The organism is Prauserella muralis (assembly GCF_003202285.1).
GTDB classification, from domain to species: domain Bacteria; phylum Actinomycetota; class Actinomycetes; order Mycobacteriales; family Pseudonocardiaceae; genus Prauserella_B; species Prauserella_B muralis.
Map to the genome: position 1 here is coordinate 1582025 of NZ_MASW01000002.1, position 26417 is coordinate 1608441.

Genomic DNA, 26417 nt, shown 5'->3' on the forward strand with positions numbered 1-26417 from the left:
GCCGCTGAGCCGCTGTCCAGCCTTGCCCGTACGCCACCCGGCGGTGGACGAGATCGCGTCAGAAGCGGAGCAGCACCTTGCCCGAGGCCGTGGCGTCGCGGGCGACGGCGAACGCCTGCTCCGCCTCGGCCAGCGGGAACTCGTGGCTGATGACGGCATCCACCGCCAGGGAGCCGTCGGCCATCGCCGCGATGACGTCGGCCATCTCGGCGTGGAACCGGAACGACCCCGCGACCGTCAGTTCCCGGGTCGCCACCAGCCCCGACAGGAACGGCTGCTCCGGCGCGGGCGGCAGGCCGAGCAGCACCAGGTGACCGCCCCGGCGCAGCGCGCGCACGGCCGTGGCCACCCCGGCGGCCGCGCCGGAGGAGTCGATCGCCACGTCCGCGCCGAGGTCCTCGGGCGCGGTGCCCAGCCGGGTCCGCGTGGCGCCGAGTTCGCGCGCCACCCGCAGCGGACGCTCGTGCAGGTCGGTCACCACGATCTCGGCCGCGCCCGCCCTGCGCAGCACGGCCACGACGAGCGCGCCGATCGGGCCCGCGCCCGTCACCAGCACCCGCTTGCCCGCCACGTCGCCCGCACGCGACACCGCGTGCCACGCCACCGAGGCGGGCTCCACGAGCGCCGCCGTCCGCACGGAAAGCGCGTCCGGCAGCGGCAGCAGCCGGTCGGTGGCGACGACGTAGCGCTGTGCGAAGGCGCCGTCGGTGTGCGGGAAACGGGCCGCCGAGCCGAGGTAGCTGGTGTGCGGGCACAGGTTCTGCCTGCTCGCGGCGCAGTAGCCGCACTGCCCGCACGGCGTCGCCGGGTGCACGGCCACCGGCGTGCCCTCGGTGGGCCCGGAGCCGTCGGCCGCCGCGACGGCGACGCGCCCGGACACCTCGTGTCCCAGCACCATCGGCGCCCGCAGCACCGACTCGCCCACCGCGCCGTGCGCCACGTAGTGCAGGTCCGACCCGCACACGCCGCCGTAGCCGATGGCGACCACGGCCTCGTGCGGTGCGGGCTCGGGCAGTGTGCGCTCCTCCACCCTCAGGTCGCCCGCCGCGTGGACCACCAGAGCCTGGGCAGTGGCCATGTCCGCCTCCCTCACACGACGGCGGTCATGCCGCCGTCGACGAACAGCACCTGGCCGTTGACGAACGCCGAGGCGTCGGAGGCCAGGAACACCGCGGGGCCGACGAGATCCTCGGCGCGGCCCCAGCGTCCCGCGGGTGTGCGGCCGGTGACCCACGAGGAGAACTGCTCGTCGGCCACCAGTGCCGCGGTCAGCTCGGTGTCGACGTAGCCGGGTGCGATGCCGTTGATCTGCAGCCCGTGCCCGGCCCACTCGGCGGTCATCGCGCGGGTGAGGTTGCGCAGCCCGCCCTTCGCCGCCGTGTACGGGGCGATCGAAGGGCGGGCCAGCTCCGTCTGCACCGAGCAGATGTTGATGATCTTGCCGCGGCCGCGGGCGATCATGCCAGGCGCCACCGCCTTGCCGATCACGAAGGCGCTCGTGAGGTCGGTGCGGAGCACGGCCTCCCAGTCGGCCAGCGACAGTTCCAGCATCGGCTGCCGGTGCTGGAACCCGGCGTTGTTGACGAGGATGTCGATGCCGCCGTGCCGTTCGGTGACCTGCCCGACCGCGGCCGCCACCGCGTCGGGGTCGGTGACGTCGAACGCGACGCCGTCGGCGCCCAGTGCCGTGCGGGCGGCCTCCAGCCGTTGTGGATCGCGGCCGTTGAGCACCACCGTGGCCCCGGCGGCCGCGAGGCCGGCCGCGATCTCGCGGCCGAGGCCCCGCGTGCTGCCGGTCACCAGCGCGACACGGCCGGACAGGTCGAACAGCGTCGGCGACACGACGAACTCCCTTACGCGATGACGAACAGCAGGGCCGACAGGGCGAAGCCCATGAGCCCGATGGTGGTCTGCATGACGGTCCAGGTCTTGAGCGTCGTCTTGACGTCCATGCCGAAGAACCGGCCGACCAGCCAGAACCCGGAGTCGTTGACGTGGCCCGCGGTGACCGAACCGGCGGCCAGCGCCAGCACGAGCGCGACCAGCTCGACGCTGTTGAACCCGTTGCCCACGACGAGCGGCTGCACCAGCCCGGCCGCGGTGGTGAGCGCGACCGTCGCCGAGCCCTGCGCGATGCGCAGGATGGTGGCGATGAGGTAGGCGGCGACCACGACGGGCAGCCCGATGTCGGAGAGCGCGTTCGACAGGGCGTCGCCGATGCCGCTGGCCCGCAGGACACCACCGAACATGCCACCGGCGCCGGTGATCAGGATGATCGCGCACACCGGGCCGAGTGCGGTGTCGAGCAGCTTCTCCAGGACGTCCTTGCCGCGCCCGCGGCGGGTGCCGAGCACGTAGCTGGCCACGAAGACCGTGACGAGCAGGGCGATCGGGGTGGAGCCGAGCGCCAGCAGCACCTGCACCCAGCCCGCGTCGCCGTCGATCCAGCCCGCCTCGCCCGCCGTGTTGAGGCCGGTGTTGGCGAAGATCATCACCAGCGGGAGGAGCAGCAGCGCCACGACGGTGCCGGCCTTGGGCGGGTTCTGATCGCGCTCCTCCTCCGGCACGCCGCCGCTGAGGATGTCCGGCACGGGCAGCACGATGCGCTTGCCCGCCCACAGGCCGTAGAGGTAGCTGGTGAGGAACCACGTCGGCACCGCGACGAGGATGGCGAAGAGGATGACGAGGCCGACGTCGGCGCCGAGCAGGCCGCTGGCCGCGACGGGGCCGGGATGCGGCGGCACGTAGATGTGCATGACCGAGAACGCGCCCGCCGCGGGCAGGCCGTAGCGGAGCACGCCGCCGCCGAGCCGCCGGGCCACCGAGAACACGATCGGCAGCATGACGACGAGGCCGGCGTCGAAGAAGATCGGGAAGCCGAAGATCAGTGAGGCGACGCCCAGCGCCAGCGGTGCGCGCCGCTCACCGAACTTGCCGATCAGCGTGTCGGTCAGGGCCTGGGCGCCACCGCTGACCTCGACGAGCCTCCCGAGCATCGCGCCGAGGCCCACCAGCAGCGCGACGCTCGCCAGCGTGGAGCCGAAGCCGTCGGTCAAGGTGTCGATGATGCTGCCCGCGGGGATGCCCGTGGCGAACGCGGTCGCCACGCTGACGGTGACCAGCGCCAGGAAGGCGTGCACGCGCAGCTTGATGATGAGGAACAGCAGCACGGCGATGGCGCCGGCCGCGATACCCAGCAGCGGCCCTGCGCCGAGGGTCTGGGTCCACTCGTCGGTTTCCATACGAAAGCTCCGTTGCTTCTTGCGTGTTGCTTCGCGATGGGTTGGGGGAGGGGTTGGTGCTGCTAGGCGCCCGCGGAGGCCCCGTTGCGCAGGCCGAGCGCGACGAGTGCCGTGTCGGTGATGTGCTCGGGGGTGTCTCCGATGTCGACGGTGACCCCGTCCTCGTCGGGAGCGAGGGGTTCGAGGTCGCCGAACTGGGAGCCCAGCAGCGAGGGCGGCATGAAGTGGCCCGACCGGTCCGCCAGCCTGCTGCCGACGATCTCGGTGGTGCCGCGGAGGTAGACGAACCGCACGCGGGCCGTGGCCTGGCGGAGCAGGTCGCGGTACGCGCGCTTGAGGGCCGAGCACGTGACGACCACGTTCTCGCCCTCGGCGTCCCGCTCGCTGACCCAGTCGCGGATGGCCCGCAACCACGGTGCCCGGTCGGCGTCGGTGAGGGGGGTGCCGGCCGTCATCTTGGCGATGTTGGCCGGGGGGTGGAACTCGTCCGCCTCGGCCATCCGCCAGCCGAGCCGGTCGGCGAGCATCCGGGCGATCGTGGTCTTGCCCGCGCCCGAAACCCCCATCACCACCAGGCAGGTGGTTGTCATGACCGCTCCTCGTCGAAAGGTACTATCTTTGACGGCGAAAGATAACACCATTGGCGGAGCCGGGGGAAGCCCCCTCCCCGGATAGGCTTTCGGCGTGGGAGCTGGGTACGAGGGCGGCATCGAGGCGCTGCACAGCACGGTGCTCGACACGATCGGGCTGGAGATCACCTGCGGCGAGCTGTCCCCTGGCCACGTCCTCACGCTCGACCGGATTCAGGAGCGCTTCGGCGTCTCCCGCACGGTGGCTCGCGAGACCATGCGCATCCTGGAGTCGATGGGGCTCGTGCGCTCGCGGCGGCGCGTCGGCATCACCGTGCAGCCCGCCGCGTCCTGGAACGTCTTCGACCCGCGCGTGATCTGGTGGCGGCTGTCCGGTTCCGGGCGCGACGCGCAGCTACGCTCGCTCACCGAGCTGCGCATCGCCGTCGAGCCCCTGGCGGCCAGCGCGGCCGCGCGCAGCGCCTCCGGCGAGCAGCGCACCCGTGCGGTGGAGGTGGCCTCGCGCATGCGCACGCTGGGGGAGGCGGGCAGGCTCGACGAGTTCATGGAGCTCGACATCGCGTTCCACTCGCTGCTGCTGCGGGCCAGCGGCAACGAGATGTTCGGTGCGCTGGCCGACGTCGTGGCGGTGGTGCTGCGGGGCCGCACGCAGCTGGGTCTCATGCCGCATCAGCCGGTGCCCGAGGCACTGGACCTGCACGAGGAGGTGGCGCACGCCGTGGCGGCTGGGCGCGGCGCCGACGCCGAGCACGCCATGCGGGAACTGCTCGCCGAGGTCCGCGACGCCATGCTTCCCCTCTGGCACCGCCAGTAGCCCGCGCCCCGAGCTCCCCAATGCGGCATTCGCTCCACTGGATGGAGCGAATGCCGCATTGGCTCCACTCAACGTAACCAATGCCGCATTGGGGAGCTTGGGACGGCGGTGAGGGTCAGCGCTTGGCGTCCTCGGCAAGCAGGTCGGCGCACTTCTCGCCGATCGCCATCGTGGTGATGCAGGGGTTGACGGCGACGAGGAACGGCATCGCCGAGCCGTCGGCCACCCGCAGGTTCTGCACGCCACGCACCCGCAGCCGCTCGTCCAGCGGCGCCATCGGGTCACTCGCCGGGCCCATCTTCACCGTGCACGACGGGTGGTAGACGGTGTTGTGGGTCTTGCGCAGGTAGTCGGCGATCTCGTCGTCGCTGCGCGCGTCCACGCCGGGCGCCAGCTCGGGGCCCGCCCACTCCGCCATCGCCGGCTGCGACACGATCTTGCGCGCCAGTTTGACGCCGTACGTCATCACCCGCATGTCGTGCGGGTCGGTGAAGTAGCGCGGGTCCACCTTCGGCTTGTCGCGGAAGTCCCTGGTGCGCAGCCGGACCGTGCCGGTGGAGCGGGCGCGGGTGACGTTCGGCGTCAGGCAGAAGCCGTTCTCCGTCGTCGGGTAGCCGTGCCGCAGCGTGTTCAGGTCGAACGGCACCGAGCCGTAGTGGAACATCAGGTCCGGCCGGTCCAGCCCGGGCTCGGTGGTGGTGAAGATGCCGATCTCCCACCACTGCGTGGAGTCGCCGACCATCGGCTTGCGCGCCTCCCACTGGACCAGGCCCTCCGGGTGGTCCTGCAGGTTCTCGCCGATGCCGGGGGAGTCGACGAGCACGTCGATGCCCAGGCCCGTCAGGTGCTCGGCGGGCCCGATGCCCGACAGCATCAGCAGCTTCGGTGTGTCGATGGCGCCCGTGCTGACGATCACCTCGCGCCGCGCCACGATCGGCTCGCTGTGCAGCAGGTCCTCGGTGAGCACCTCGACGCCGGTGCAGCGCAGCCCGTCGAACGTGAGCCGCTTGGCGCGCACTCCCGTGCGAACCTCCAGGTTGGACCGCTTGCCCATGATCGGATGCAGGTAGGACACCGAGGCCGACGACCGGGTGCCGTCCTCACGCGCGTTGATCTGGAACCAGTTCGCGCCGTGGGTCACGGTGGTGCCGGAGTTGAACTCGGCCCTCGGGATGCCCGCCTGCTCGCACGCCTCCAGCAACGCCACGCCGGCCGGGTCGCGCGGCGGCACGGAGCGGATGGTCACCGGGCCCGACCTGCCGTGGTGGTCGCCGGGCCCGTCGTTGGTCTCCAGCCGCTTGTACAGCGGGAACACGTCCTCGGCCGACCAGCCGGGCAGCCCCAGCGAGGCCCACTCGTCGAGGTCCTCGGCCGGGGCCCAGAAGGCGATGCACGAGTTGTGCGAGGAGCACCCGCCGAGCACCTTGGCCCTGGCGTGCCGCAGGAAGGAGTTGCCCGACTCCTGCGGCTCCACGAGGTAGTCCCAGTCGTAGCCGGACTCCAGCAGCGCCATCCACCTGTTCAGCTCGAGCACCGCTGGATCGTCCACATCGGAGGGTCCGGCCTCCAGCAGGCACACGGAGACGTCGGGGTCCTCCGACAGCCGTGCCGCCACGACCGAACCGGCCGTGCCGCCACCGACGACGACGTAGTCGAACTCGCGGGTCACGCTCTTCGCTCCTTTGCTCACTTGCCGGAGAACCAGCGCTGTGGCGCCGGCCGCAGGTTCTGGTAGATGTGCTTGGTCTCCTGGTACTCGGCGAGGCCGGTCGGCCCGAGCTCGCGGCCGAACCCGGACTGCTTGAAGCCGCCCCACTCGGCCTGCGGCAGGTAGGGGTGGAAGTCGTTGATCCAGATCGTGCCGTGCCGCAGCCGCTGGGCCACCCGCTGCGCGCGCGAGACGTCCGAGGTGAACACGGCGCCCGCGAGCCCGTAGTGGGTGTCGTTGGCGATGCGCACCGCGTCGTCCTCGTCGGTGAAGGTCTCCACCGTGAGCACCGGGCCGAACGACTCCTCCTGGACCGCCGTGCTGCCCTGGCGCACGCCGTCGAGCACGGTCGGCAGGTAGTAGAAGCCGCCGGCCAGCCGCTCGTCGTCCGGCCTGCGGCCGCCGGTGCGCAGCACGGCACCCTCGGCGAGCGCGGCCTCGACGTGGCGTTCCACCTTGTCACGGTGGGCGGCCGAGATCAGCGGCCCCGTCTCCGCGTCCGGGTCGAACGGCCCGCCGAGCCGGATGCGCTCGGCCCTGCGCACGACCTCGGCCACGAACTCCTCGTGCCACTCCTGCTGCACGATCAGCCGCGAGCCCGCGGAGCACACCTGCCCGGAGTGCAGGAAGATCGCCATCAGCGCGTAGTCGACGGCCGTGTCGAAGTCGGCGTCGGCGAACACCACGTTCGGGTTCTTGCCGCCGAGCTCGAGTGCGACCTTCTTCACCGTCCCGGCCGCCGCGGCGGCGATGCGCCGCCCGGTGGCCAGCCCGCCGGTGAACGAGACCATGTCGACGTCCGGGTGCTCCGACAGCGGCGCCCCGGCCTCGGCGCCCGCGCCGAGCACCAGGTTGGCCACGCCGTCGGGCAGGCCGGCCTCGCTCAGGATCCGCATCAGCAGGATCGCGGTGTGCGGCGTCAGCTCGCTGGGCTTGAGGACGAAGGTGTTGCCCGCCGCGAGCGCGGGTGCCACCTTCCAGGCGACCTGCAGCAGCGGGTAGTTCCAGGGGGTGATGAGCCCGCAGACGCCGACCGGCTCGTGCACGATGCGGCTGATGACGTCCGGGTCGCCCGTGTCGACGACCCGGCCCGCGTCCTTGCCCGCGAACTCGCCGTAGTAGCGGAAGCAGGCCGCGATGTCGGCCATGTCGTACTCGCTCTCGACGAGGCGCTTGCCGGTGTCGAGCGACTCCGCGCGGGCGAAGGTGTCCCGGTCGCGGTCCAGCAGGTCGGCCACACGCAGGAGCAGGTCGCCCCGCCGCCGGGCCGGGACCGACGGCCACGGGCCGGAGTCGAACGCCGTGCGTGCTGCCGCGATGGCGGCTTCGGTGTCCTCGCGGGTTCCCTCGTCGACGGTCGCGACCAGGGAACCGTCCGCGGGACAGCGGATCTCCCTCGTCTGTCCGCGCCGCGCGGAGACCCATTCGCCACCGATGAATAGTTCGGACATGACTCTCCCGATCGGCCTGGTGCTTGCCGATCGCGAATCCTACGGGACCTGCGGAATCCCGGCAGCCGGAGCGTAATCCCGGACACGTCCGTCCGCGTCCGATGTGGTCTGGACCACGGCGCCGGATACTGTATGTAGCAGATTCGGGCGCGCGGCGGGCGGTGCCGCTTTCCGCTCTCTCCTAGACTTGAGCGACAGCCCTGGATCGATGGGTGAGGCGGACAGGTGAGGTGAAAAGTGACGCTGCTGGAGTCCGTGCGTGAACCGGCCGACCTCAAGCGCATGAGCCATGATCAGCTGGGGGTCCTGGCTGAGGAGATCAGGCAGTTCCTCGTCGACAAAGTGTGCAAGACCGGTGGTCACCTCGGCCCCAACCTCGGTGTCGTCGAGCTGACCCTCGCTCTGCACCGGGTGTTCGACTCGCCGAAGGACGCCCTGCTGTTCGACGTCGGTCACCAGTCGTATGTCCACAAGATCGTGACGGGTCGTCACGGTGGGTTCGACGGTCTGCGGCAGCAGGGTGGCATCGCCGGCTACCCGGCGCAGGCGGAGAGCGAGCACGACCTCATCGAGAACAGCCACGCCTCCACCGCCCTGTCCTACGCCGACGGCCTGGCCAAGGCGTTCCAGCTCGGTGGCGGCGGGCGGCACGCGGTGGCCGTCGTCGGTGACGGCGCGCTCACCGGTGGCATGTGCTGGGAGGCGCTCAACAACATCGCCGCCGACCCGGAGCGGCCGGTCGTGATCGTCGTCAACGACAACGGGCGGTCGTACTCGCCGACGATCGGCGGGCTGGCCGAGCATCTCGCGGCGCTGCGGCTGCGGCCCAGCTACGAGCGCATCCTCGACGGCGGGCGGGAGCTGCTGCAGAACACGCCGGTGGTGGGCAGGCCGCTCTACACCGCGCTGCACGCCGCCAAGGCCGGCATCAAGGATGCGCTGAGCCCGCAGGTGATGTTCTCCGACCTGGGGCTGAAGTACTTCGGTCCCGTCGACGGGCACGACCTCGCGGCGCTGGAGAAGGCGCTGCACAACGCGAAGGCCTTCGGCGGTCCGGTGATCGTGCACGCGGTCACCGAGAAGGGTCACGGTTACCCGCCCGCGGTCAACCACGAGGCCGACCAGATGCACCAGACCGACCCGATCGACCCGGCCACCGGACTGCCGCCGAAGAAGGGCACCAGCTGGACCTCGGTCTTCGGCGACGAGCTGACGCGGCTGGGCGGCGAGCGGCAGGACCTCGTGGCCATCACGGCGGCGATGCTGCGCTCCACCGGGCTGCACACCTTCGCCGAGGCCTACCCCGACCGCTGGTACGACGTCGGCATCGCCGAGCAGCACGCCGTGACCTCGGCTGCCGGGCTGGCGCTGGGCGGGCTGCACCCGGTGGTGGCCGTGTACTCGACGTTCCTCAACCGGGCGTTCGACCAGGTGCTGATGGATATCGCTCTGCACAGGCTGCCGGTGACGCTCGTGCTGGACCGCGCGGGCATCACGGGCCCGGACGGGCCCAGCCACCACGGCATGTGGGACCTCTCCCTGCTGGGCATGGTGCCCGGTATGCGCGTGGCCGCGCCGCGGGACGCCGAGACGCTGCGGGAGGAGCTGCGCGAGGCTGTCGCCGTCTCGGACGGGCCGACGGCGCTGCGTTTCTCCAAGGGCAGTGTGGGCGAGCCGCTGCCCGCCGTCGAGCGCATCGGCACCGTCGACGTGCTGCGCCGATGCGCGAGCGAGGACGTGCTGCTCGTGTCGGTGGGCGCGTTCGGCACGCTCGGTCTGGCCGCCGCGGGGCGGCTCGCGGACCAGGGCATCGGCGTCACCGTGGTGGATCCCCGCTGGGTGGTGCCGGTGCCGGAGGAGCTGGTCGAGCTGGCCGCGCGGCACCGGCTCGTCGTCACCGTCGAGGACAGCGGCAGGCACGGCGGGTTCGGCGCCGCGCTGGCAGCCGCGCTGCGCGACGCCGACTGCGACGTGCCGCTGCGTGACCTCGCCGTTCCGCAGCGCTTCCATGCCCACGGCACCCGCGACGAGGTGCTCGCCGCCGTGGGGCTCACCGCCCAGGACGTGGCCCGCCAGGTCACCGAGTGGGCCGCCACCCGTCTCGGGGAGTCCCAGACGGAGCCCGCGAGTGCCGGCGAGGCGAGCGACGTCCTGGATCTCGACACGCCTCAGGACTGACGGCGTTCACGACCGACCGGCGTCCGGCTGCACCCCGTCGGAGCCGGACGCCGCCGCCGAAGAGCTCCCCAATGCCACATTTGTTCCACTCAACGGAGCGAATGCGGCATTCGCTCCATCCAGTGGAGCGAATGCCGCATTGGGGAGCTTGGTGCGGACCGCACGGGGGCCTTCGGGGCCGAACACCTCGTGGGGTTCCGGGAACAGGGTGATGAGCAGCGGGTAGAGGACCGCGGCCGTCGCCAGGGTGCACACCATGCTGACGTCCACACCGCCCGCGATGTCGCGCAGCGGGCCCGCGATCATCGGCGTGTTGGCCGTCAGCAGCCCGGCACCGGTGGCGGGCACCCAGGCGCCCATGGCCCGCCAGTTCACGCCCCGGCTGAACCAGTACCGCCCGCCCTTGCGGCCCTCGTTGAACACCTGCAGGTCGGCCACGTCGTAGAAGCCCCTGCGCGTCCAGTAGCCGATCATCATGATCACCATCCACGGCGACGTGCACAGCACGATCAGCGTCGCGAACGCGTTGATGCTGCTCACCATGTCCAGCGCGAAGTTGCCGACGAAGATGAACACCACCGCCAGCGACCCGACCAGCACCGTGGCCTGCACCCGGCTCAGCCGCGTGAAGATCGAGCTGAAGTCCAGCCCCGTGCCGTACAGGGCCGTCGTGCCGGTGGACAGCCCGCCGATGAGTGCCACCACGATCAGCGGGATCACGTACCACAGCGGCGAGATCGCGGTCAGCCCGGTGATGTAGTCGCCCGCGTCGGTGACGAGCGTGGCCGTGGTCAGTCCGAAACCGAAGGGCAGCAGCGTCGCCATCTGCGCCAGCAGCGGCGCGGCCAGCAGAGACCGCCTGCTGTGCGTGGCCGGGATGTAGCGCGACCAGTCACCGAGGAATGCGCCGAACGAGATCGGGTTCGCCATCGCCGTCAGCGCGGCGAGGATCCACGTGGGCCAGAACTCGCCGAGCGCGTAGGTGCCCGTACCTGCGAAGTCCGGGTCGAACCGGCCGCCGTAGGCCGCGATGCCCAGCAGCATGATCGCCGTCCCCAGCACCACCGCGACGCGGTTGACCAGGAGCATGAACCGGTAGCCGTAGATGCACACCACGAGCACCGCGAGCGCGATCACGCCGTAGGACACCGCGCGCAGCACCTGGCCGCCGTCGATGCCGAGCAGGCGGCGGGCGGCGCCGGTCACCGCGTCGCCGCTGACCCACACCGAGATCGCGAAGAACGTGATCGCGGTCAGCAGCGACAGGAACGAGCCGACGCAGCGGCCCACGACTCCGAAGTGCGCGCCGGACGACACGGCGTTGTTCGTGCGCGTCACCGGGCCGAACAACGCCATCGGCGCGAGCACGAGGGCGCCGATCAGCACCCCGGCCGCGGTCGCGGACGCCGCCTGCCAGAACCCGAGCCCGAACGCGATCGGCAATGTGCCGAGGATGATCGTGGCGAAGGTGTTGGCGCCACCGAAGGCCAGCCGGAACAGGTCCCGGGGGCGGGAGGTCTGCTCGGCGGGCGGGATCGGGTTGATGCCGTGGTGCTCGACCTCGGTGACCCGGGGTGTGCGTTCTTCCATGGTGGACTCTCCCTGGGAGTCAGAGCCTGCTCATCACATGCTTGACGCGGGTGTACTCGGCGAACGAGTAGGCGGACAGGTCCTTGCCGTGCCCGGAGTGGCGGAACCCGCCGTGCGGCATCTCGAGCACCAGCGGGCCGTGTGTGTTCACCCACACGCAGCCGAAGTCCAGCTCGGCCGACACGCGCAGCGCGCGGGCGTGGTCGCGCGTCCACACCGACGCGGCCAGCCCGTAGCGCACGTCGTTCGCCAGCGCCACCGCCTCGGCCTCGCTTGCGAAGCGCTGCACGGTGATGACGGGGCCGAAGATCTCCTCCTGCACGATCTCGTCGTCCTGGCGCAGGTTCGCGATCACGGTGGGGGAGAAGAAGAATCCGTGGTCGGCGGCCCGGCGGCCACCCGTGCGCAGCTCGGCATGGTCGCCGAGCCGGTCGATGAGGCCCTGCACGCGCGACAGCTGCGCGGCGCTGTTGAGCGGGCCGAAGTCCGCGTCGGCGGTCGCGGTGCGCGTGCCCGCCGCGGCCTTGGTCAGTGCCGCCACCAGCTCGTCGTACACCGACTCGTGGGCAAGGACGCGGCTGGCCGCCGTGCAGTCCTGGCCGGCGTTGTAGAACGCGGCGGCGCAGATGCCCTCGGCCGTCTCCGCGACGTCCACGTCGCCGAACACCAGCAGCGGCGCGTTGCCGCCGAGTTCCAGATGCGTGCGTTTGAGGTCGGCGGCGGCCGTGGTGGCGACGTCGATCCCGGCGCGCGTCGATCCGGTGATGGACACCAGGTCGGTGAGCGGGTGCGACACCAGTGCCCTGCCGGTGTCGCGGTCGCCGAGCACCACGTTGAACGTGCCGGGCGGCAGCTGCTCCGCCGCCGTCTCCGCCAGCAGCACCGCGGTGCTCGGCGTGGTCTCGGCGGGCTTGAGCACGACGGTGTTGCCCGCGGCCAGTGCCGGGGCGATCTTCCACACCGCCATCATCAGCGGGTAGTTCCACGGCGCGATCTGCGCGCACACGCCCACCGGCTCGCGGCGGACGAACGACGTGTGGCCCGGCGCGTACTCGGTGGCGGCAGTGCCCTCCAGCAGCCGGGCGGCGCCCGCGAAGAACCGCAGCGCGCTCACGCACTCGGGAATCTCCTCGTCCAGCACCACCCTGCGCGGCTTGCCGGTCTCCCGGATCTCGGCGTCGGCGAACGTCTCGGCACCGGACTCCAGCGCGTCGGCGAGCGCCAGCAGCGCCCGCTGCCGTTCGGCGGGGGTGCTGCGCCGCCAGCGCGGGAACGCCGACGCCGCAGCGGTCATCGCTTCATCCACATCGGACTGTCGCGAGTTGACGGTGTGGCCGGAGGTCGTGCCGGTGCTCGGGTCGACCAGCGTGAGCGCGCTGCCCGTGGAGGCGGGCCGGTGGCGGCCCGCGACGACGTTGGTGAGCATCAGGCCTCCCCATGCGTGGGTTCGAACATCCGCAGTCGTGCCGGAAGGACGACGACGTGTGGCCCCGGCGTGGCGAGCGCGCCGGCGAGGTCGGCGCGCAGTGTGTCCACGGAGGACACGGTGGCCGCGACGCCGAAGGCGGCGGCCAGCGCGGCGAAGTCGGGGCGGGTCAGCTCGGTGGCGGTGGTCGCGCCGAAGGCGCCGGTCAGGTACTCGCGCAGGATGCCGTAGCCGCCGTCGTCGACGACGAGCCACGTGACGTCGAGGTCGTGCTGCACGGCGGTGGCCAGCTCGGCGATGCCGTACATCGCGCCGCCGTCACCGGACACCGCCAGCACCGGCCCACCGGTGGCCGCGGCGGCACCGAGCGCGGCGGGCAGCCCGAAACCGAGGCCGCCCGCGCCCTGCGCGGTGTGGATCGGCGCGCCGTCGGCGTTCCAGGCGGACCAGGCCCAGTAGCCGAGGATCGTCATGTCCCAGAAGCTCGGCGTGCCCTCCGGCAGCGCGGCCCGCACGTCCGCGAGCACCCGCCGCTCCAGCGCCAGGTCCTGCGCGTCGAGGCGCGCCCGCACGCGGGCGAGCAGCCCGGCGACCGCCGCCTCGGCGCGGCCGTCCGGCTCCCGCGCGGGCACCCGTTCGACGAGCTCGGCGAGCGCCAGCCGCGCGTCGGCGTGCACGCCGAGCACCGGATGGTTCGCGCCGAGCGTGCCCGCGTCGGCGTCGATCTGCACGATCCGGCCGCGCGGCGCGAACGTGTGGTAGTTGCTGGACAGCTCGCCGAGCCCGGAGCCCGCGACCAGCAGCACGTCGGCGTCCTCCAGGAACGCGGTGGAGTGCCGGTCCTCCAGCCAGGACTGCCCGGAAAGGGGATGGTCCCAGCCGAAGGCGCCCTTGCCGCCGAACGTCGTCAGCACCGGTGCCCGCAGCGCCTCGGCGAGGGCGCGCAGCTCGGCCTGCGCCCCGGCCCGCACCACGCCGCCCCCGGCGAGGATCACCGGGTTCTCCGCCGAGGCGAGCAGCCGCGCCGCCTCGTCGGCGACCTCCGGCAGCGGCGGCAGGGCGGGGACGCAGGCAGGCACGGAGGTGATCGGCGGCAGCCCGGCAGGGCCCAGGAGCACGTCCTGTGGGATCTCCACCCACACCGGACCCTGCGGCGCCCTCGCCGCGGACTCCCACGCCTCGCGCAGCACCGTCGGGATCTGGCTCGCCGTGCGCACCACGTGCACCGACTTGACGACGTCGCGGAAGCTGGCCTGCTGGTCGGGCAGCTCGTGCAGGTAGCCGTGCCTGCCGCCGCCGAGCCCGGCCACCGGCACCTGGCTGCCGATGCCCAGCACCGGCGCCGACGCCGAGCGCGACTCCTGCAGCGACGCGAGCGTGAGCAACGCCCCCGGGCCGGTGGAGACGACCATCGGCGTCACCGTGCCGCGGGTGCGGGCGAAACCGTCGGCGGCGAAGGCGAGGTTGTTCTCCACCCGCGCACCGATCAGCCGCAGGTCGGGGGCCCGGCGCAGCGCCTCGAACAGCCCGAGCGCGTGCTGGCCCGGCAGGCCGAACACGGTGTCCGCGCCGAGCGCCCGCAGCGTCTCGACGACGAGGTCACCCCCGATGCGGCTCACGAACCCCCCCGCAGCGCCAGCAGGCTCACCAGGTCGTAGGCGACGTGCGAGGCGGCGATCGCGGTGATCTCGGCGTGGTCGTAGGCGGGCGCGACCTCCACGACGTCGGCGCCGATCAGGTGACAGTCGCGCAGCCCGCGCAGGATCTCCAGCAGCTCGCGGCTGGTCATGCCGCCCGCCTCCGGCGTGCCGGTGCCGGGCGCGTGGGCCGGGTCGAGCACGTCGATGTCCACCGAGACGTACAGCGGGCGCTCGCCGATGCGCTCCCGCAGCGCGGCGACGGTCTCGCGCACGCCCCGGTACATCACGTCGGCGGAGGTGACGATGCCGAAGCCCAGCCGGGTGTCCTCGTCGAGGTCGCGCTTGCCGTACAGCGGTCCGCGCGTGCCCACGTGGCACAGCGCGCTCGTGTCGAGCACGCCCTCCTCGACCGCCCTGCGAAACGGCGTGCCGTGCGTGTACGGCTCGCCGAAATAGGTGTCCCAGGTGTCGAGGTGGGCGTCGAAGTGCAGCAGCGCCACCGGCCCGTGCTGGGCCGCCGCGGCTCGCAGCAGCGGCAGCGCGATCGTGTGGTCGCCGCCGACCGTGACCATGCGCGTGCCGCGGCCCGCGAACTCGCCCGCCGCGTGCTGCAGGGTCTCGATCGCCTCGCCGATGTTGAACGGGTTGAGCGCGACGTCGCCCGCGTCGGCCACCTGGCACGACGCGAACGGCGAGACGTCAAGGCCGGGGTGGTAGGGCCGCAGCAACCTGCTGGCCTCCCGCACCGCGGCGGGGCCGAACCGGGCGCCCGGCCGGTAGGAGACCCCGGCGTCGAACGGGACGCCGACGACGGCGATGTCGGCGTGGGCGACCTCGTCGATCCTCGGCAGCCGGGCGAACGTGGCGAAACCCGCGAACCGCGGCACCGCCGACGAATCAGTGGGTGGTACGTACAACACCTGCTCCTTGCTCGCGCCTACGAGCGGACGCTCGCGGGCTCTTCCTGTTCCGCCGCCAGCCGCTGGTCCCAGGTCCGCAGCACGGCGTCGGACGTGCGGGGCGTGGCCAGGCTGACCACGACGTAGACGACCAGGCTCGCGCCGAGGCCGTAGTAGATGGGTTCGTTCGCCAGCAGGCCCTGCGTGATCATCGAGACGATCACGACGACCGAGCCGGTGACCATCGACGCCAGGGCACCCGCGCGGGTGCCGCGCCGCCACAGCAGCGCGCCCAGGATCGCGACCAGCAGCCCGCCGACGAGGATGTTGTAGGCGACGGTCAGCGCGGCCACGACGTCGGTGACGATCATCGAGATGCCGATCGCCAGCGCGCCCAGCACCACCGTGGCGATCCGGTTGGTCGCCACGCTCGTGCCCAGCTCGCGGCGCAGCAGCTTGGGCAGGATGTCGGTGGTGCTCACCGTCGAGCAGGCGATGAGCGCGCCGCTTGCCGTGGACATCAGCGCCGAGAGCGCCGCCGCGAGCACCAGCCCGCGCACACCCGAGGGCAGCAGGTCGCGCACGATGGTGGCGAACGCGTCGTCGGCGTTGCCGAGGTTCGGATACAGGGCCTTGGCCGCGGTGCCGATGAGCGCACCGGCGATGGCGTAGACGGCGCAGTAGACGGCCGAGCCGATGCCGCCCCACGTGGACACCTTCGGGCTGCGGGCGGTGAACACCCGCTGCCAGATGTCCTGGCCGATGAGCAGCCCGAAGCCGTAGATCAGCACGTAGGTGAAGATCGTGCCGCCGCCGATGCTGCCGAAGGAGAAGAAGCTCGCGTCCAGCTCGGCGCGCAGCCCGGTGAAGCCGTCGGCCGAGGTCAGCGCCACGGGCAGCAGGATCAGCAGGAACCCGATCGTCATGATCACGAACTGCGCCAGGTCGGTGAGCGTGATCGACCACATGCCGCCGAGTGCGGCGTAGCAGACGACGATCGCGCCACCGATCGCCACGGACGCCCAGGTCGGCAGGTCGTAGAGGACGCTGAAGATGGTGGCGAACGCCAGGGTGGAGGTCACGGTGAGCATCAGGGTGTAGCCCCACATCACCACCCCGGAGATCGCGCTGGTGGAGCCGCCGTAGCGCAGGTCGAGCAGCTCGGAGACGGTGTAGAGGCGCAGCCGAACCAGTCGCCGCGCGAACACCGCGTGCAGCGCCAGGATGCCGAGCCCGATGGTGAGCACGAGCCAGGCGCCCGAGATGCCGTAGGTGTAGCCGAGCCCGACGCCGCCGATCGTCGAGGCGCCGCCCAGCACCACCGCCGACATGGTGCCCGCGTACAGGAATCCGCCCAGCCGCCGCCCGGCGACCAGGTAGTCGTTGCGGGTCTTGGCCAGCCGCAGGCTGTACCAGCCGATCCCGATCATTCCGGCGATGTAGAGCGTGATCACCGCGTAGTCACCGGCCACGGCAACCTCCTTCATTCGGGTTCCGGCAACCGTAAGTTCGGTCACCACCCGTGTTGAATGGGATAATCCGTCCCAAACGGAGAGAGATCGTGGACGATATGAACAACGACGTGTCGGTGCCGTTACGAACGGTCGCCGACCATCCCGAGCTGCACCTCGAGGTCGTGCCCGAGACCCTGCGGCCAGGCGCGCTCGACCAGCCGGTGCGCTGGGCCCATGTCAGCGAGCTGCGCGACCCGGCGCCGTACCTGCTCGGCGACGAGCTGCTGCTCACGGCGGGCGTGAACCTGCCGGGCAGCCGCGCGGCAGTGGACGAGTACGTGCGTGGGCTCGCGGCGGCAGGCATCACCGCACTGGGCTTCGGGGTCACCCCGCCGATGCACCACGAGTTGCCCGTGCGGCTGCGGCACGCCTGCGCCCGGCACCAGCTTCCCCTGCTCGTGGTGCCCACCCGCACGCCGTTCCTCGCGATCAGCCGGGCGGTGTCGGTGGCGCTGGCCGAGGCGAGCCAGCGCGAGCAGCGCCGGGTGGCCGAGGCGAGGGAGGCACTCACCCGCGCCGCCGCGGGAGGCGTGCGGGAGGTGGTGCGCGGTCTGGCGCGCAGGCTCTCCGGCTGGGTGGCGCTGGTCGGCCGCGACGACGAGCCCACCGCCGAGGACGGCGCGCCACGTCCGCTGCCCGCCGAGGTCGGCGGCATCCTGGCCCGGCTGCGCGCGGGCACCGGCATCCGCAGCGCGACCACCGAACTGCCCGGTCCGACGTTCGTGGTGGCGCAGCCGGTCTACCCGCAGGCCACGGCGGCGCATTTGCTCGTGGTGGGCCGGGGCGAGCGGTTCGGCTCCACCGACAGGGCCATCGTGGCCGTCGGCGCCGCGCTGCTGGGCCTCGCGGCGCACGCGGGCACCGACACCGCCCGGCTCGGCGCGGCGACCACCGCTCTGCTCACCGGCAGCGCGCAGGCGGACGCGCTCAGCGCGCTGCTGCCGTCGGCCGAGTACCGCGTCGTCGCGGGCGTGCGCCGCGACGGCACGGGCGAGGAGGAACCGGGCTACGAGTGGCTGCACTCCCTGCTGCGCACGCCGCTCGTGCGGGTGACGGGCGGGCGGTTCACCGCCATCGCCACCGCGGCACCGGATCCGGACACGACCGCCGCGCTCGCCGCGCAGGGCTGGCTCGTCGTCACCGCGAGCCCCCTGCCCGCCGGGCGGCTGGCCGAGGCCGAGTCGGAGCTGCGCACGCTGCTGGAGCGGGCACGGGCGCTCGGCCGTCCCGTGACGGCCGAGCCGGGGCAGGGCCTCTCGTCGGTGGTGCCACCGGAGGCGGCGGCCCGCCACGCGCGGCGCCTGCTCGCCCCGCTGCGCGAGCGCGGCGACGACGTCCTCGTCACCACACTGCGCACCTGGCTCGCCTGCCACGGCGGCTGGGACCGCACCGCGGCCGCTCTTGGCGTGCACCGCAACAGCGTCCGGCACCGCATCGGCCAGGCCGAGCGCGCGCTCAAGCTCGATCTGTCCGATCCGGATGCCCGGATGGAGCTGTGGTTCGCCCTTCGCTGGGCGGAAACGTGAGATCCAGGTAGAGGCACCGGTACAGCCGCCCGTACGCGGGCACCAGCTCGTCGTCGATCAGCTCCCGTGCCGCGCGCTCGGCCCGCTCGACGTCCTCGCCGCTGCCGCCGGTCATGGTGCTCACACCGTGGCCAGCCGGGTGATCCCGGCCGTGGAGGCGGCGTGCGCGGGAGCCGGGGTGGTCGCGGGCGCGGGAAGCCTGCGCTCCAGCTCCGCGGTCCAGCGCATCATGGCGTGCGGCCGGTCCCACGTGCAGACACCGACCAGCTCCCCGGCGCGGACGAACCCGGTCACGTCGCGGTCGAGCTGCACGGTGTCCTCCGCCAGCGCGGGCAGGCCCGCCATCTGCAGGCGTACGTCGTACAGGCTCGACCACGCGCGCGGCAGCGGGGTGAACGGCGTCGCCGCGGCCCGTCCCGCGAGCAGGCTCTCGGCCGCCGCCCTGGCCGACTCCACCGCGTTGAGCCAGTGCTCGACCCGCCGGGGGACCTCGTCGAAGCGCAGGTTCGGCCAGCGTGCCGTGTCCCCGGCCACCACGACGTCGTCGGCGCCCTCGGCGAACAGCGTCGGCTCGCACAGCACCCCGTCGGAGATGTCGAGTCCCGAGCCGCGCAGCCAGTCGACCGCGGGCACGCTGCCGATGGCGAGAACGACGCAGCTGGCGACGACGAGCTGGTTGTTGGTCAGGTGCAGGCCGAACGTCTCCTTGGTGCTGATCCAGTGCCGGATCTCCGACTTCATCGCCAGTTTGGCCCTGTGGCCGGCCAGCAGCCGCGACACCGAGTCGGCGATGGCGGGCCCGAAGCGATACAGCGGCGCGCGGGCGTGCCCGACGAGCGTGACGTCGCGGCCCAGCTGCCGCATGCTCGCGGCGAACTCGCAGCCGATGAGCCCGGTGCCGATCACCACCGCGGGCCTGGTGCTCGCGGCGAGCGCGCGGCGTACCGCCAGCGCGTCGTCCACCGTGCGCAGCACGCGCACCCGCGGGTCGTGCCGCATCGCCCCCGGAAGGTGCCGGGGCACCACGCCGGTGGCGATGACCAGCCCGTCGTACCACAGCTGTTCAACGCCGGGCAGGTGCACGACGCGCTCGGCGGTGTCCAGGTGCGTCGCCCGCGTGCCCAGCCGCCAGCGCGCGTCCAGGTCGGTGTAGGCGTGCAGCGTCATGTCCGAAGGGCGCGCGGTGCCCATGACGAGCTGCTTGGACACCGACGGCCGGTGGTAGGGCTTGCGGGCCTCGTCGCCGATGATCACCAGCTCCCCGTCGAAGCCGAGCTCGCGCAGCCGTTCGGCGGCACGCAGGCCGGCAACCCCCGCACCCACGATCACGATCCGGTCGCCGTCACTCATCGTCTCCACCTCGTAGCTCGATCGCCTGCATCGGGCAGCACCGGGCTGCCGCCGCGGCCTGGGTCAGTTCGCCGGCGGCGGGTTGCCGCCGGTAGCGGAGCCGGCCGTCGCGGCCGAGCTCGAACAACGCGGGCGCCTCCCACTCGCAGATGCCGAACAGCTCGCAGCGCTCGTTGTCCACGCTGAGGCGGGCGCGCGTCCGGGACTTCCTGCGCAGCCGGCTCACACCTGCTCCTCGACGAGGCCGATGCGCTCCAGCACCCGGACGGGCAGGAAACGCAGCACCGCGAGCGTCACTGCGGGCACCAGCAGCGTGATGCCGCCCAGCCACAGCAGCGCGAGCCGCCCGTTGGCGATGGCCCCCAGGAGCGAGTGCAGCACCAGCAGCGCGAACGCGGGGTAGGCGAGGCGGTGCAGCCACAGCCAGCGCCGGTAGGACGTCCAGCGGAGCATGCCCGCGGTGAGCGCCACGGCCAGGGTCAGTTCCAGCCCGACGATGCCCATCGTGTGCCGGGCCATCGTGCCCGGGAGCAGGGGGATCAGCAGGCGCGCGGCGCTGAACGTGCCCGCCGTGACGAACAGGAATCCGACGGCGTGCACGACGCCAAAGGCCAGCGCCAGCGTCGCCAGCGCGATGTGTCCGCTGCGCATCGCCTTGCGGCCGCAGATGTGCTGGATCCATCCGGTCGCCGTCAGCACCCCCCAGCACAGGGTCAGGCACAGGAACGCGTACGACAGGCGCGCCGAGATGGCGGCCACGTAGCGCAGGCCCTGGTCCGCGGCGGGCTGGGCGAGGTGGATGACGGCCTGCACGTAGCTGTCAGGCATGCGTCCTCTCTCCTGATTCAGTTGTGGCGGTGAGGTCGTCGGCGCCGCCGGGCGCCGCGGCTTTCCGGCGCCGCGACTGGCGCGTGAGCCAGAGCAGCAGCACCGTGGCGCCGGAGACGAACACGGCGAGCACGACGCCGAGGAACACGTCGGTGGCCTCGGTGTCGAGCGCGGCGCCGGCGGAGGTGGCGGAGGCGTCGAGCACCGGGGCGGGCAGCGCCTCGAAGTCGACGAGGCCGGTGCTCTCCAGCAGCGTGATGTGCCGGAGCACGGCCTGGTTTCCGGTGGAGGCGTACTGGCGCATCGTCTCGTTGCGTGTGCCTGCCCGCACGTTGGCGATGTAGGTCAGCACCTTGCCGTGCGCCAGGCGCAGCCGGTTGGCGAAGATGCGGTCGAACTCCTCCCCGCTGCCCGCCGAGCGCATCTCGCCCAGCCAGTCCTGCTGTTTCACGGTCGGCTCGGACGGCAGCCGCACGCCGAAGCGCGCGGCGAGGTCGGTGGTCGCGGCGTCGAGCCTGCCGTGGTCGACGAGGATGGGCAGGCCGATCGCGCGGACCCGCTCGCTGGCGCCGCGTTCGCGGGCCCAGGTGGCCGACGGCATCTCCCACAGCCCGGCCTGGCGCACCTTGACGAGCAGTTCGACGTCGGTGTCGGTGAGCGTCCCGGGGTTCTCGGCACGGGCGATGGCGCCCGAGTCGCGGACCTTGCCGCCGTCGGGCGTCACCGGGAACCAGGCGCCGTCCGCGCCGTGGCCCGAGGTCTCGCCCGGCATCTCGTCGCCGGTGTAGCGGTAGAGGGGCCGGCCGTTGAGTGTCAGCTGGTCGGTGCCGTCGGAGCGGGTCACCGTGCCCAGCAGGCTCTGGTCTATACCGGTGGCGCGCAGCTCGCCGCGGGCGGGTACCGGACGCCACGTCCGCGCGCACGCGTTCTCGCATCTCGACCGTGGCGGGTCGGCGCTGTCGCGGTCGTAGCGGTAAAGCGCGAAGCCGTTGTCGTCGACGACCATCCGGCCGATGTCGAACGCCTCGGCGGCGTGCAGCGGCAGCGTGGCCTCGGCCGTGCTCTCCTGCGCGACCGTGTGTATTCGGACGCTGTCATTGGTGCCACTGGAGTAATAGCTGCCGTAGGAATTGCTGTCGTCGCAGGCTGCGGTCAGCGCGAGCAGGACGAGTCCCGCGGCCACGGTGCCGGCCGAGCGCTTCGGGCGCGCCATGACTTCCTCCTGTCGGGGGCCAGGGGCGTGCGCCATCGCCATGGAAGTAGCAGTTCAAGGGCGCAACGTATCTACTGTGGACGTTTCCATCCATAATGGAACTCAGGCGTCGCGGGGGACAACGCCTTCCGGGGCCTACGCCGGGGGATACGGTCCCTGGTGGGGAGCGGTTCAAAAAAAGATCTCACCGAGTGTCTGCGGCCGGGGTACTGGACGCCGAACCCGTTTGCCACAAGGATGTCCGCCGTGGGACGCCACAGTCGAACTCTGCAACCCGTGATCGAGCGAGGTGCCGAGACGAGCGGCCGGCAGGATGACCTGGCGCGAGCCCTGTACCAGGAGTTCGGCCGGCCGTTGATGGCCTTTGCCCTCAATCTGACCGGCCGGGACCGGCAATGGGCCGAGGACGTGGTGCAGGAGACCCTGATCCGGGCCTGGCGCAACGCCGACAAGCTCGACCGCGACCCCGAGATGCTGCGTGCCTGGCTCTACACCGTGGCGCGGCGCATCATCATCGACGGGTGGCGCAGCAGGCAGGCCAGGCCGCAGGAGGTCGAGGAAGCCGACGCCGACTCCGTCGGCGTGCCGGACGAGTCGGACAAGACGCTGGCCGCGCTGGTGGTCTACGACGCGCTGCGCAGCCTCACGCCGGAACAGCGCGAGGCGGTGCTGCAGACCTACCTGCGCGGCCGTACCGTCAACGAGGTCGCGGCGACACTCGGCATCCCGCCCGGCACGGTCAAGTCACGGATCTACCACGCGGTACGCACCCTGCGGCGCGCGCTGCAGGAGCGGGGGTGAGCTGATGTCCGGAGGCCCGACTCACACCGACGTCGCCGCCTACGTGCTCGGCGTGCTCGACGACGCCGACAACGCGCTGTTCGAGGCGCACCTGCTCGACTGCCCGCACTGCCAGCTCGACCTGCTGGAACTGCAGGACCTGCCGGGCGTGCTCGATCGCGTGCGTCAGACCTGGCCCAACCCGCCGCTGCCCGCGCCCCGTGCACCGGTGCTGCACCAGCTGCTGGACGCCACGGCCGAGGCGCGGCGCAAGGGAAGGCGCACCGCGAAGCTGGTCGCCGCCGCGGCGGTGCTGCTGATCATCGCCGGGCCGCTGGTCACGCTGGCCGTGCTCGCGTCGGCCTCCCCGGGAACTCCGTACGCCGGGGTGGCGCCGCCACCGGCAGCCACCACGCAGGCGCCACCGGCCACGTCCGGGCCGGAGTCGTCCTCCGGTCCCCCGGAAGGTGCCGCGCCGCCACCCAGCACGGCGCCGAGCTCCCCGAGCCCGACGGTGAAGGGCGGGCACGTCGAGCCGGGCGGGCCGCCGGAGGACCGCCGCGATCCCCACCTGCTCAGCCAGGGCTCGGCCGCCGTCGCCGCGAAGGTCTCGGTCAAGCGCAGGGAGTGGGGTAGCAGGGTCGATCTGCAGCTGGAGGGCGTCACCGGACCGTTACGATGCCAGCTACTCGCCGTGACGAATGAGGGAACGGCCTGGGTCGTCGTCGGCTGGGCGGTTCCCGCCAAGGGCTACGGCGTGCCCGCGTCGCCGAAACCGTTGCGGCTGAGCGGCGGAACCGCGCTGAGCCCGGAGGAGATCGACCATTTCGAGATCCGCTCCGACGACGGCGCGCTGTTGACCTCGGTGTCACCCTGAGGCACTTTATAACGAGAAGATAACGACAGGGTCGCGGTTTAAACCTTCTCGGCAACTCGCCCCGTACTCCCCGGTGCCGGACCTTCCGGCTGACGAACCGGGACCGACGACCGGTCCGGTTCGCGATCTCCACGCACCAATCCGTCACTGTGCCGCGACGAGTGCTCCCCGCCCGCCGTGGCCAGAACGCGAACGAGGTGAAACACCCCATGCCCCGAAATCAAGGGCGGCATCGTCTTGCCCGGAGAACGAAGATCGCCACCGGCGCCCTCGGCTTCGCCATCGCGGTCGGCGCGCTCGTCGTCACCACGACGACCGGCGAGACCGGCAAGGCCGCCGCAGGCCAGGCCGATCCGTCGCGCTACGTCGACATCACGACCGTGCAGCCGAACGTGCAGGAGCCGCCCGCGGGCGAGAACGCCTCCACCGGAACGTTCACCGTCGACTGCGGCACCAACGAGGAGGGCCATTTCAACGCCGACAACGTCATCGCGCAGCCCGGCGTCAACGGTGGCGCCCAGCACGTGCACACCTACGTCGGAAACCTCTCCACCAACGCCGACTCCACCAACGAAAGCCTGCTCGAGGCGGACACGACGTGCGCCAACGGTGACAAGTCGACCTACTACTGGCCGGTGCTGCGCATCGACCGCGAGGCGGGCGAGGCCACGGGCCGCTTCCGGGGTGGGCCGCGCGACTGGCGTGCCGAATCCCGGCGCACGGCGGCACTGCGCGCCCAGGCGCGGCAGACGGCCACGCGACCCGGTGTCGAATGCCCGGATGTCGTGACGCGCCTGCCCAACGTGCCCGCTCGCGCCATGACCGAGGTCAATCGCGCACTGGCCACCCTCGACCGGCAGATCGCCGAGGCGGACCGGCGGCTGGAGACCGCGCGCGGTGAAGGCGGCCCGAACTTCGTCCGCAACGCCATCCTCGGGCCGTTGCAGGCCAAACGCCGCGCCGTCCTCGACCGGATCCGCACCGCCATCGACCGGTTCGCCGAGCGGCCCGGCGGCCTCGGCGGCCTGGACGGCTGCGACGTGCGCGACGACGAGGACTCCGGCATCGACAACGGCGACGAGAACGGCGACGGCGACGACTCGCAGGACGGGCAGTTCCCCGAACCGCAGGGACCGAACCTGGAACTGCCGGGCAACGAGGGCGAGATCCAGCGCGAGACCAGTGTCGAGTTGACCTTCCGGGGCAACGCCGCGGGACCGGTCACGGCGATGCCCCAGTTCCTGCGCGTGCTGACCGGCCAGGCCAAGCCCACCGCGAACGGCGACGCGCTGGCCCGCCCTTCGTTCACCTGCTCCGGTTTCGAGGACCGGCTGGTCGACACCTACGTCGTGTGCCCGGAAGGCAGCCAGGTGATGCGCGTGCACGACTTCCCGAGCTGCTGGGACGGCCAGAACGTCGACAGCCCGAACCACCGGGACCACATCGTCTTCCCCGACGAGGCGACCGGGCAGTGTCCCGACGGCTTCACCGCGGTGCCGCAGCTGCGGATCACGCTGACCTACGACATTCCCCGCGCGGTGCAGGAAGCCGGACAGTACACAATAGACTCGTTCCCGGAGGAGGACAACAACCCGGCCTCCGACCATGACGACTTCGCCAACGTCATGGGCCAGGACCTCATGAACCGCGTCGTGAACTGCATCAACGACGGGCAGACCTGCAACGAGTGACGCGCCCGGCGACTGGTTGACACCAGTGCCCGCCGCGCTGAACCGAACGCTCCCGGCAGCCGTGTTCGCAGTGCCGGTCACCGCGACGAGCGCGGGACCTCCCTTCACACAAGGAGAAACTCATGTCTCGCAGGAGTCTTGCCGCCCTCACGGTCGCAGCCGTGGCCGGTATCGGACTGCTCGGCGCGTGCGGAGACGGCACTGATGGTTCCTCCGGCACGGGCCGGACCACTCCGGTGGCGGTTCAGCAGCAGGCGCAGGCCGAATCCACGTCGGCGACCGCGACGCTGGTCGCGGTCGCCGACGTGGCCGGGCTGGGCGCGGTGCTCACCGACGGCGACGGCCGGACGCTCTACCGGTTCAGCCAGGACACCGCCGATCCGCCACAGTCCCACTGCGACGGTGAGTGCGCGGCCGCCTGGCCGCCGCTGATCGCCAAGGACGGCGTGGCCGTCGACGGTCTCAGCTCCGACGTCGTCGGCACCGTCCGGCGGGCCGACGGCACCGAGCAGGTCACCGTCAAGGGCTGGCCGGTCTACACCTATGCCCAGGACGCCGAACCCGGTGAGTCCACCGGACACGGCGCGGGTGACGGCCAGTGGTCGGCGATCAGCCCGACCGGGGCCACGGTGGGGCAGGCCTCGGCTCCGTCGTCGTCCGCGCGGGACAGGTCCGTCGCGGTCGCCACCACCCGGATCGGCGGGCTCGGCACCGTGCTCACCGACGGCGAGGGCCGCACGCTGTACCTGTTCACCGAGGACGGCACGAAACCCCCGGCTGCCACGTGCGCGGGGGAGTGCGCCGAGGCCTGGCCGCCGGTGATCGCCGACGGAGACGTCGAGATCACCGGTGTGGACCCGGATCTGGTCGGCACGGTCACCCGTCCCGACGGCACCGAGCAGGTCACCGTCGGCGGCTGGCCGATGTACACCTACGCCAGGGACGCCGGCCCCGGCGACGCCGCCGGGCACGGCGTCAAGGGCACCTGGTTCGCGGTGGAGACCAACGGCTGCGCCGTCGCCGCCGACAAGCGCCCCACCGGCTCCGCCGCGTCCGAGGACGCGGGCGACGGCTACTGACCGCTCTCCCGGACCCCGGCT

The 26417-nt window shown here is 72.1% G+C and carries 22 protein-coding genes; 7 read left to right on the forward strand and 15 right to left on the reverse strand.

Translation table 11 applies throughout. The features are described from left to right. Positions 1-58: 58 nt before the first annotated feature. The 4 genes from BAY60_RS18670 to BAY60_RS18685 form a co-directional block, all read right to left on the reverse strand. A complete protein-coding gene (locus BAY60_RS18670) occupies positions 59-1078 on the reverse strand; it encodes an L-idonate 5-dehydrogenase (protein ID WP_112282171.1) in 1020 nt (339 codons plus the stop codon). Positions 1079-1089: 11 nt separating this feature from the next. Then, on the reverse strand, positions 1090-1842 hold the full coding sequence (locus BAY60_RS18675) for an SDR family oxidoreductase (protein WP_112282172.1): 753 nt from the start codon (positions 1840-1842) through the stop codon (positions 1090-1092). Positions 1843-1853: 11 nt separating this feature from the next. After that, the gene (locus BAY60_RS18680; RefSeq protein WP_112282173.1) at positions 1854-3242 is read right to left on the reverse strand and encodes a GntP family permease; all 1389 of its coding nucleotides are present in this window, start codon (positions 3240-3242) and stop codon (positions 1854-1856) included. Positions 3243-3304: 62 nt separating this feature from the next. Then, positions 3305-3832 (reverse strand): gluconokinase, encoded by a 528-nt coding sequence (locus tag BAY60_RS18685; RefSeq protein ID WP_112282174.1) that lies wholly within the window; start codon positions 3830-3832, stop codon positions 3305-3307. Between the two features lie 94 nt (positions 3833-3926). Here BAY60_RS18685 and BAY60_RS18690 point away from each other — a divergent pair, with 94 nt between their 5' ends. After that, the gene (locus tag BAY60_RS18690) at positions 3927-4646 is read left to right on the forward strand and encodes a FadR/GntR family transcriptional regulator (protein WP_112282175.1); all 720 of its coding nucleotides are present in this window, start codon (positions 3927-3929) and stop codon (positions 4644-4646) included. Between the two features lie 115 nt (positions 4647-4761). On the opposite strand, the gene BAY60_RS18695 is transcribed toward BAY60_RS18690, so the two are convergent. Together BAY60_RS18695 and BAY60_RS18700 are read right to left on the reverse strand one after the other, a co-directional pair. Next, positions 4762-6315, reverse strand: coding sequence for a GMC family oxidoreductase (locus BAY60_RS18695; protein ID WP_112282176.1), 1554 nt, complete (start codon positions 6313-6315; stop codon positions 4762-4764). A 17-nt stretch (positions 6316-6332) separates the two neighbouring features. Next, positions 6333-7805 (reverse strand): aldehyde dehydrogenase family protein, encoded by a 1473-nt coding sequence (locus BAY60_RS18700; RefSeq protein ID WP_112282177.1) that lies wholly within the window; start codon positions 7803-7805, stop codon positions 6333-6335. A gap of 237 nt (positions 7806-8042) precedes the next feature. On the opposite strand from BAY60_RS18700, the gene dxs reads away from it, so the two are divergent. Next, complete coding sequence (gene dxs / locus BAY60_RS18705) at positions 8043-9983, forward strand: 1-deoxy-D-xylulose-5-phosphate synthase (protein WP_112282178.1); 1941 nt, start codon at positions 8043-8045, stop codon at positions 9981-9983. 6 nt (positions 9984-9989) lie between these two features. On the opposite strand, the gene BAY60_RS18710 is transcribed toward dxs, so the two are convergent. From BAY60_RS18710 to BAY60_RS18730, 5 genes are read right to left on the reverse strand one after another with little or no spacing between them, the layout of a single operon-like run. Beyond that, the gene (locus BAY60_RS18710) at positions 9990-11573 is read right to left on the reverse strand and encodes a purine-cytosine permease family protein (protein WP_112282179.1); all 1584 of its coding nucleotides are present in this window, start codon (positions 11571-11573) and stop codon (positions 9990-9992) included. A gap of 19 nt (positions 11574-11592) precedes the next feature. Then, on the reverse strand, positions 11593-12999 hold the full coding sequence (locus BAY60_RS18715; protein WP_112282180.1) for an aminobutyraldehyde dehydrogenase: 1407 nt from the start codon (positions 12997-12999) through the stop codon (positions 11593-11595). Next, on the reverse strand, positions 12999-14618 hold the full coding sequence (locus BAY60_RS18720) for a thiamine pyrophosphate-binding protein (protein ID WP_112282181.1): 1620 nt from the start codon (positions 14616-14618) through the stop codon (positions 12999-13001). Before BAY60_RS18720 ends, BAY60_RS18715 begins: the two co-directional genes overlap by 1 nt. Continuing rightward, positions 14615-15559 carry an agmatinase gene (speB, locus tag BAY60_RS18725; RefSeq protein ID WP_112282182.1) on the reverse strand — a complete coding sequence of 315 codons (945 nt, stop codon included), beginning with the start codon at positions 15557-15559 and terminating at the stop codon, positions 14615-14617. The genes BAY60_RS18720 and speB overlap by 4 nt, the downstream gene beginning before the upstream one ends. A gap of 17 nt (positions 15560-15576) precedes the next feature. After that, complete coding sequence (locus BAY60_RS18730; protein ID WP_112282183.1) at positions 15577-17010, reverse strand: sodium:solute symporter family protein; 1434 nt, start codon at positions 17008-17010, stop codon at positions 15577-15579. Positions 17011-17108: 98 nt separating this feature from the next. Here BAY60_RS18730 and BAY60_RS18735 point away from each other — a divergent pair, with 98 nt between their 5' ends. Then, entirely contained in the window at positions 17109-18578 is a 1470-nt protein-coding gene (locus tag BAY60_RS18735; protein ID WP_211330394.1) for a PucR family transcriptional regulator, read from the forward strand. Between the two features lie 120 nt (positions 18579-18698). Here BAY60_RS18735 and BAY60_RS18745 read toward each other — a convergent pair whose 3' ends face one another. From BAY60_RS18745 to BAY60_RS37940, 4 genes are read right to left on the reverse strand one after another with little or no spacing between them, the layout of a single operon-like run. Beyond that, positions 18699-19928, reverse strand: coding sequence for an NAD(P)/FAD-dependent oxidoreductase (locus BAY60_RS18745; protein WP_112282185.1), 1230 nt, complete (start codon positions 19926-19928; stop codon positions 18699-18701). Continuing rightward, entirely contained in the window at positions 19921-20154 is a 234-nt protein-coding gene (locus tag BAY60_RS37175) for a ferredoxin (RefSeq protein WP_245992608.1), read from the reverse strand. The genes BAY60_RS18745 and BAY60_RS37175 overlap by 8 nt, the downstream gene beginning before the upstream one ends. Then, positions 20151-20756, reverse strand: coding sequence for a ferric reductase-like transmembrane domain-containing protein (locus BAY60_RS18750; RefSeq protein WP_170160447.1), 606 nt, complete (start codon positions 20754-20756; stop codon positions 20151-20153). The genes BAY60_RS37175 and BAY60_RS18750 overlap by 4 nt, the downstream gene beginning before the upstream one ends. Next, the gene (locus BAY60_RS37940; RefSeq protein WP_245992610.1) at positions 20749-21969 is read right to left on the reverse strand and encodes a DUF4142 domain-containing protein; all 1221 of its coding nucleotides are present in this window, start codon (positions 21967-21969) and stop codon (positions 20749-20751) included. The genes BAY60_RS18750 and BAY60_RS37940 overlap by 8 nt, the downstream gene beginning before the upstream one ends. Positions 21970-22215: 246 nt before the next feature. Here BAY60_RS37940 and BAY60_RS18760 point away from each other — a divergent pair, with 246 nt between their 5' ends. From BAY60_RS18760 to BAY60_RS18775, 4 genes are all read left to right on the forward strand, one after another. Next, positions 22216-22770, forward strand: coding sequence for a sigma-70 family RNA polymerase sigma factor (locus BAY60_RS18760; protein WP_425466473.1), 555 nt, complete (start codon positions 22216-22218; stop codon positions 22768-22770). A gap of 4 nt (positions 22771-22774) precedes the next feature. Next, a complete protein-coding gene (locus BAY60_RS18765; protein ID WP_112282187.1) occupies positions 22775-23626 on the forward strand; it encodes a zf-HC2 domain-containing protein in 852 nt (283 codons plus the stop codon). 209 nt (positions 23627-23835) lie between these two features. Continuing rightward, the gene (locus tag BAY60_RS18770) at positions 23836-25317 is read left to right on the forward strand and encodes a DUF1996 domain-containing protein (RefSeq protein ID WP_112282188.1); all 1482 of its coding nucleotides are present in this window, start codon (positions 23836-23838) and stop codon (positions 25315-25317) included. A gap of 122 nt (positions 25318-25439) precedes the next feature. Beyond that, the gene (locus BAY60_RS18775) at positions 25440-26396 is read left to right on the forward strand and encodes an SCO0930 family lipoprotein (protein ID WP_112282189.1); all 957 of its coding nucleotides are present in this window, start codon (positions 25440-25442) and stop codon (positions 26394-26396) included. Positions 26397-26417 lie beyond the last annotated feature (21 nt).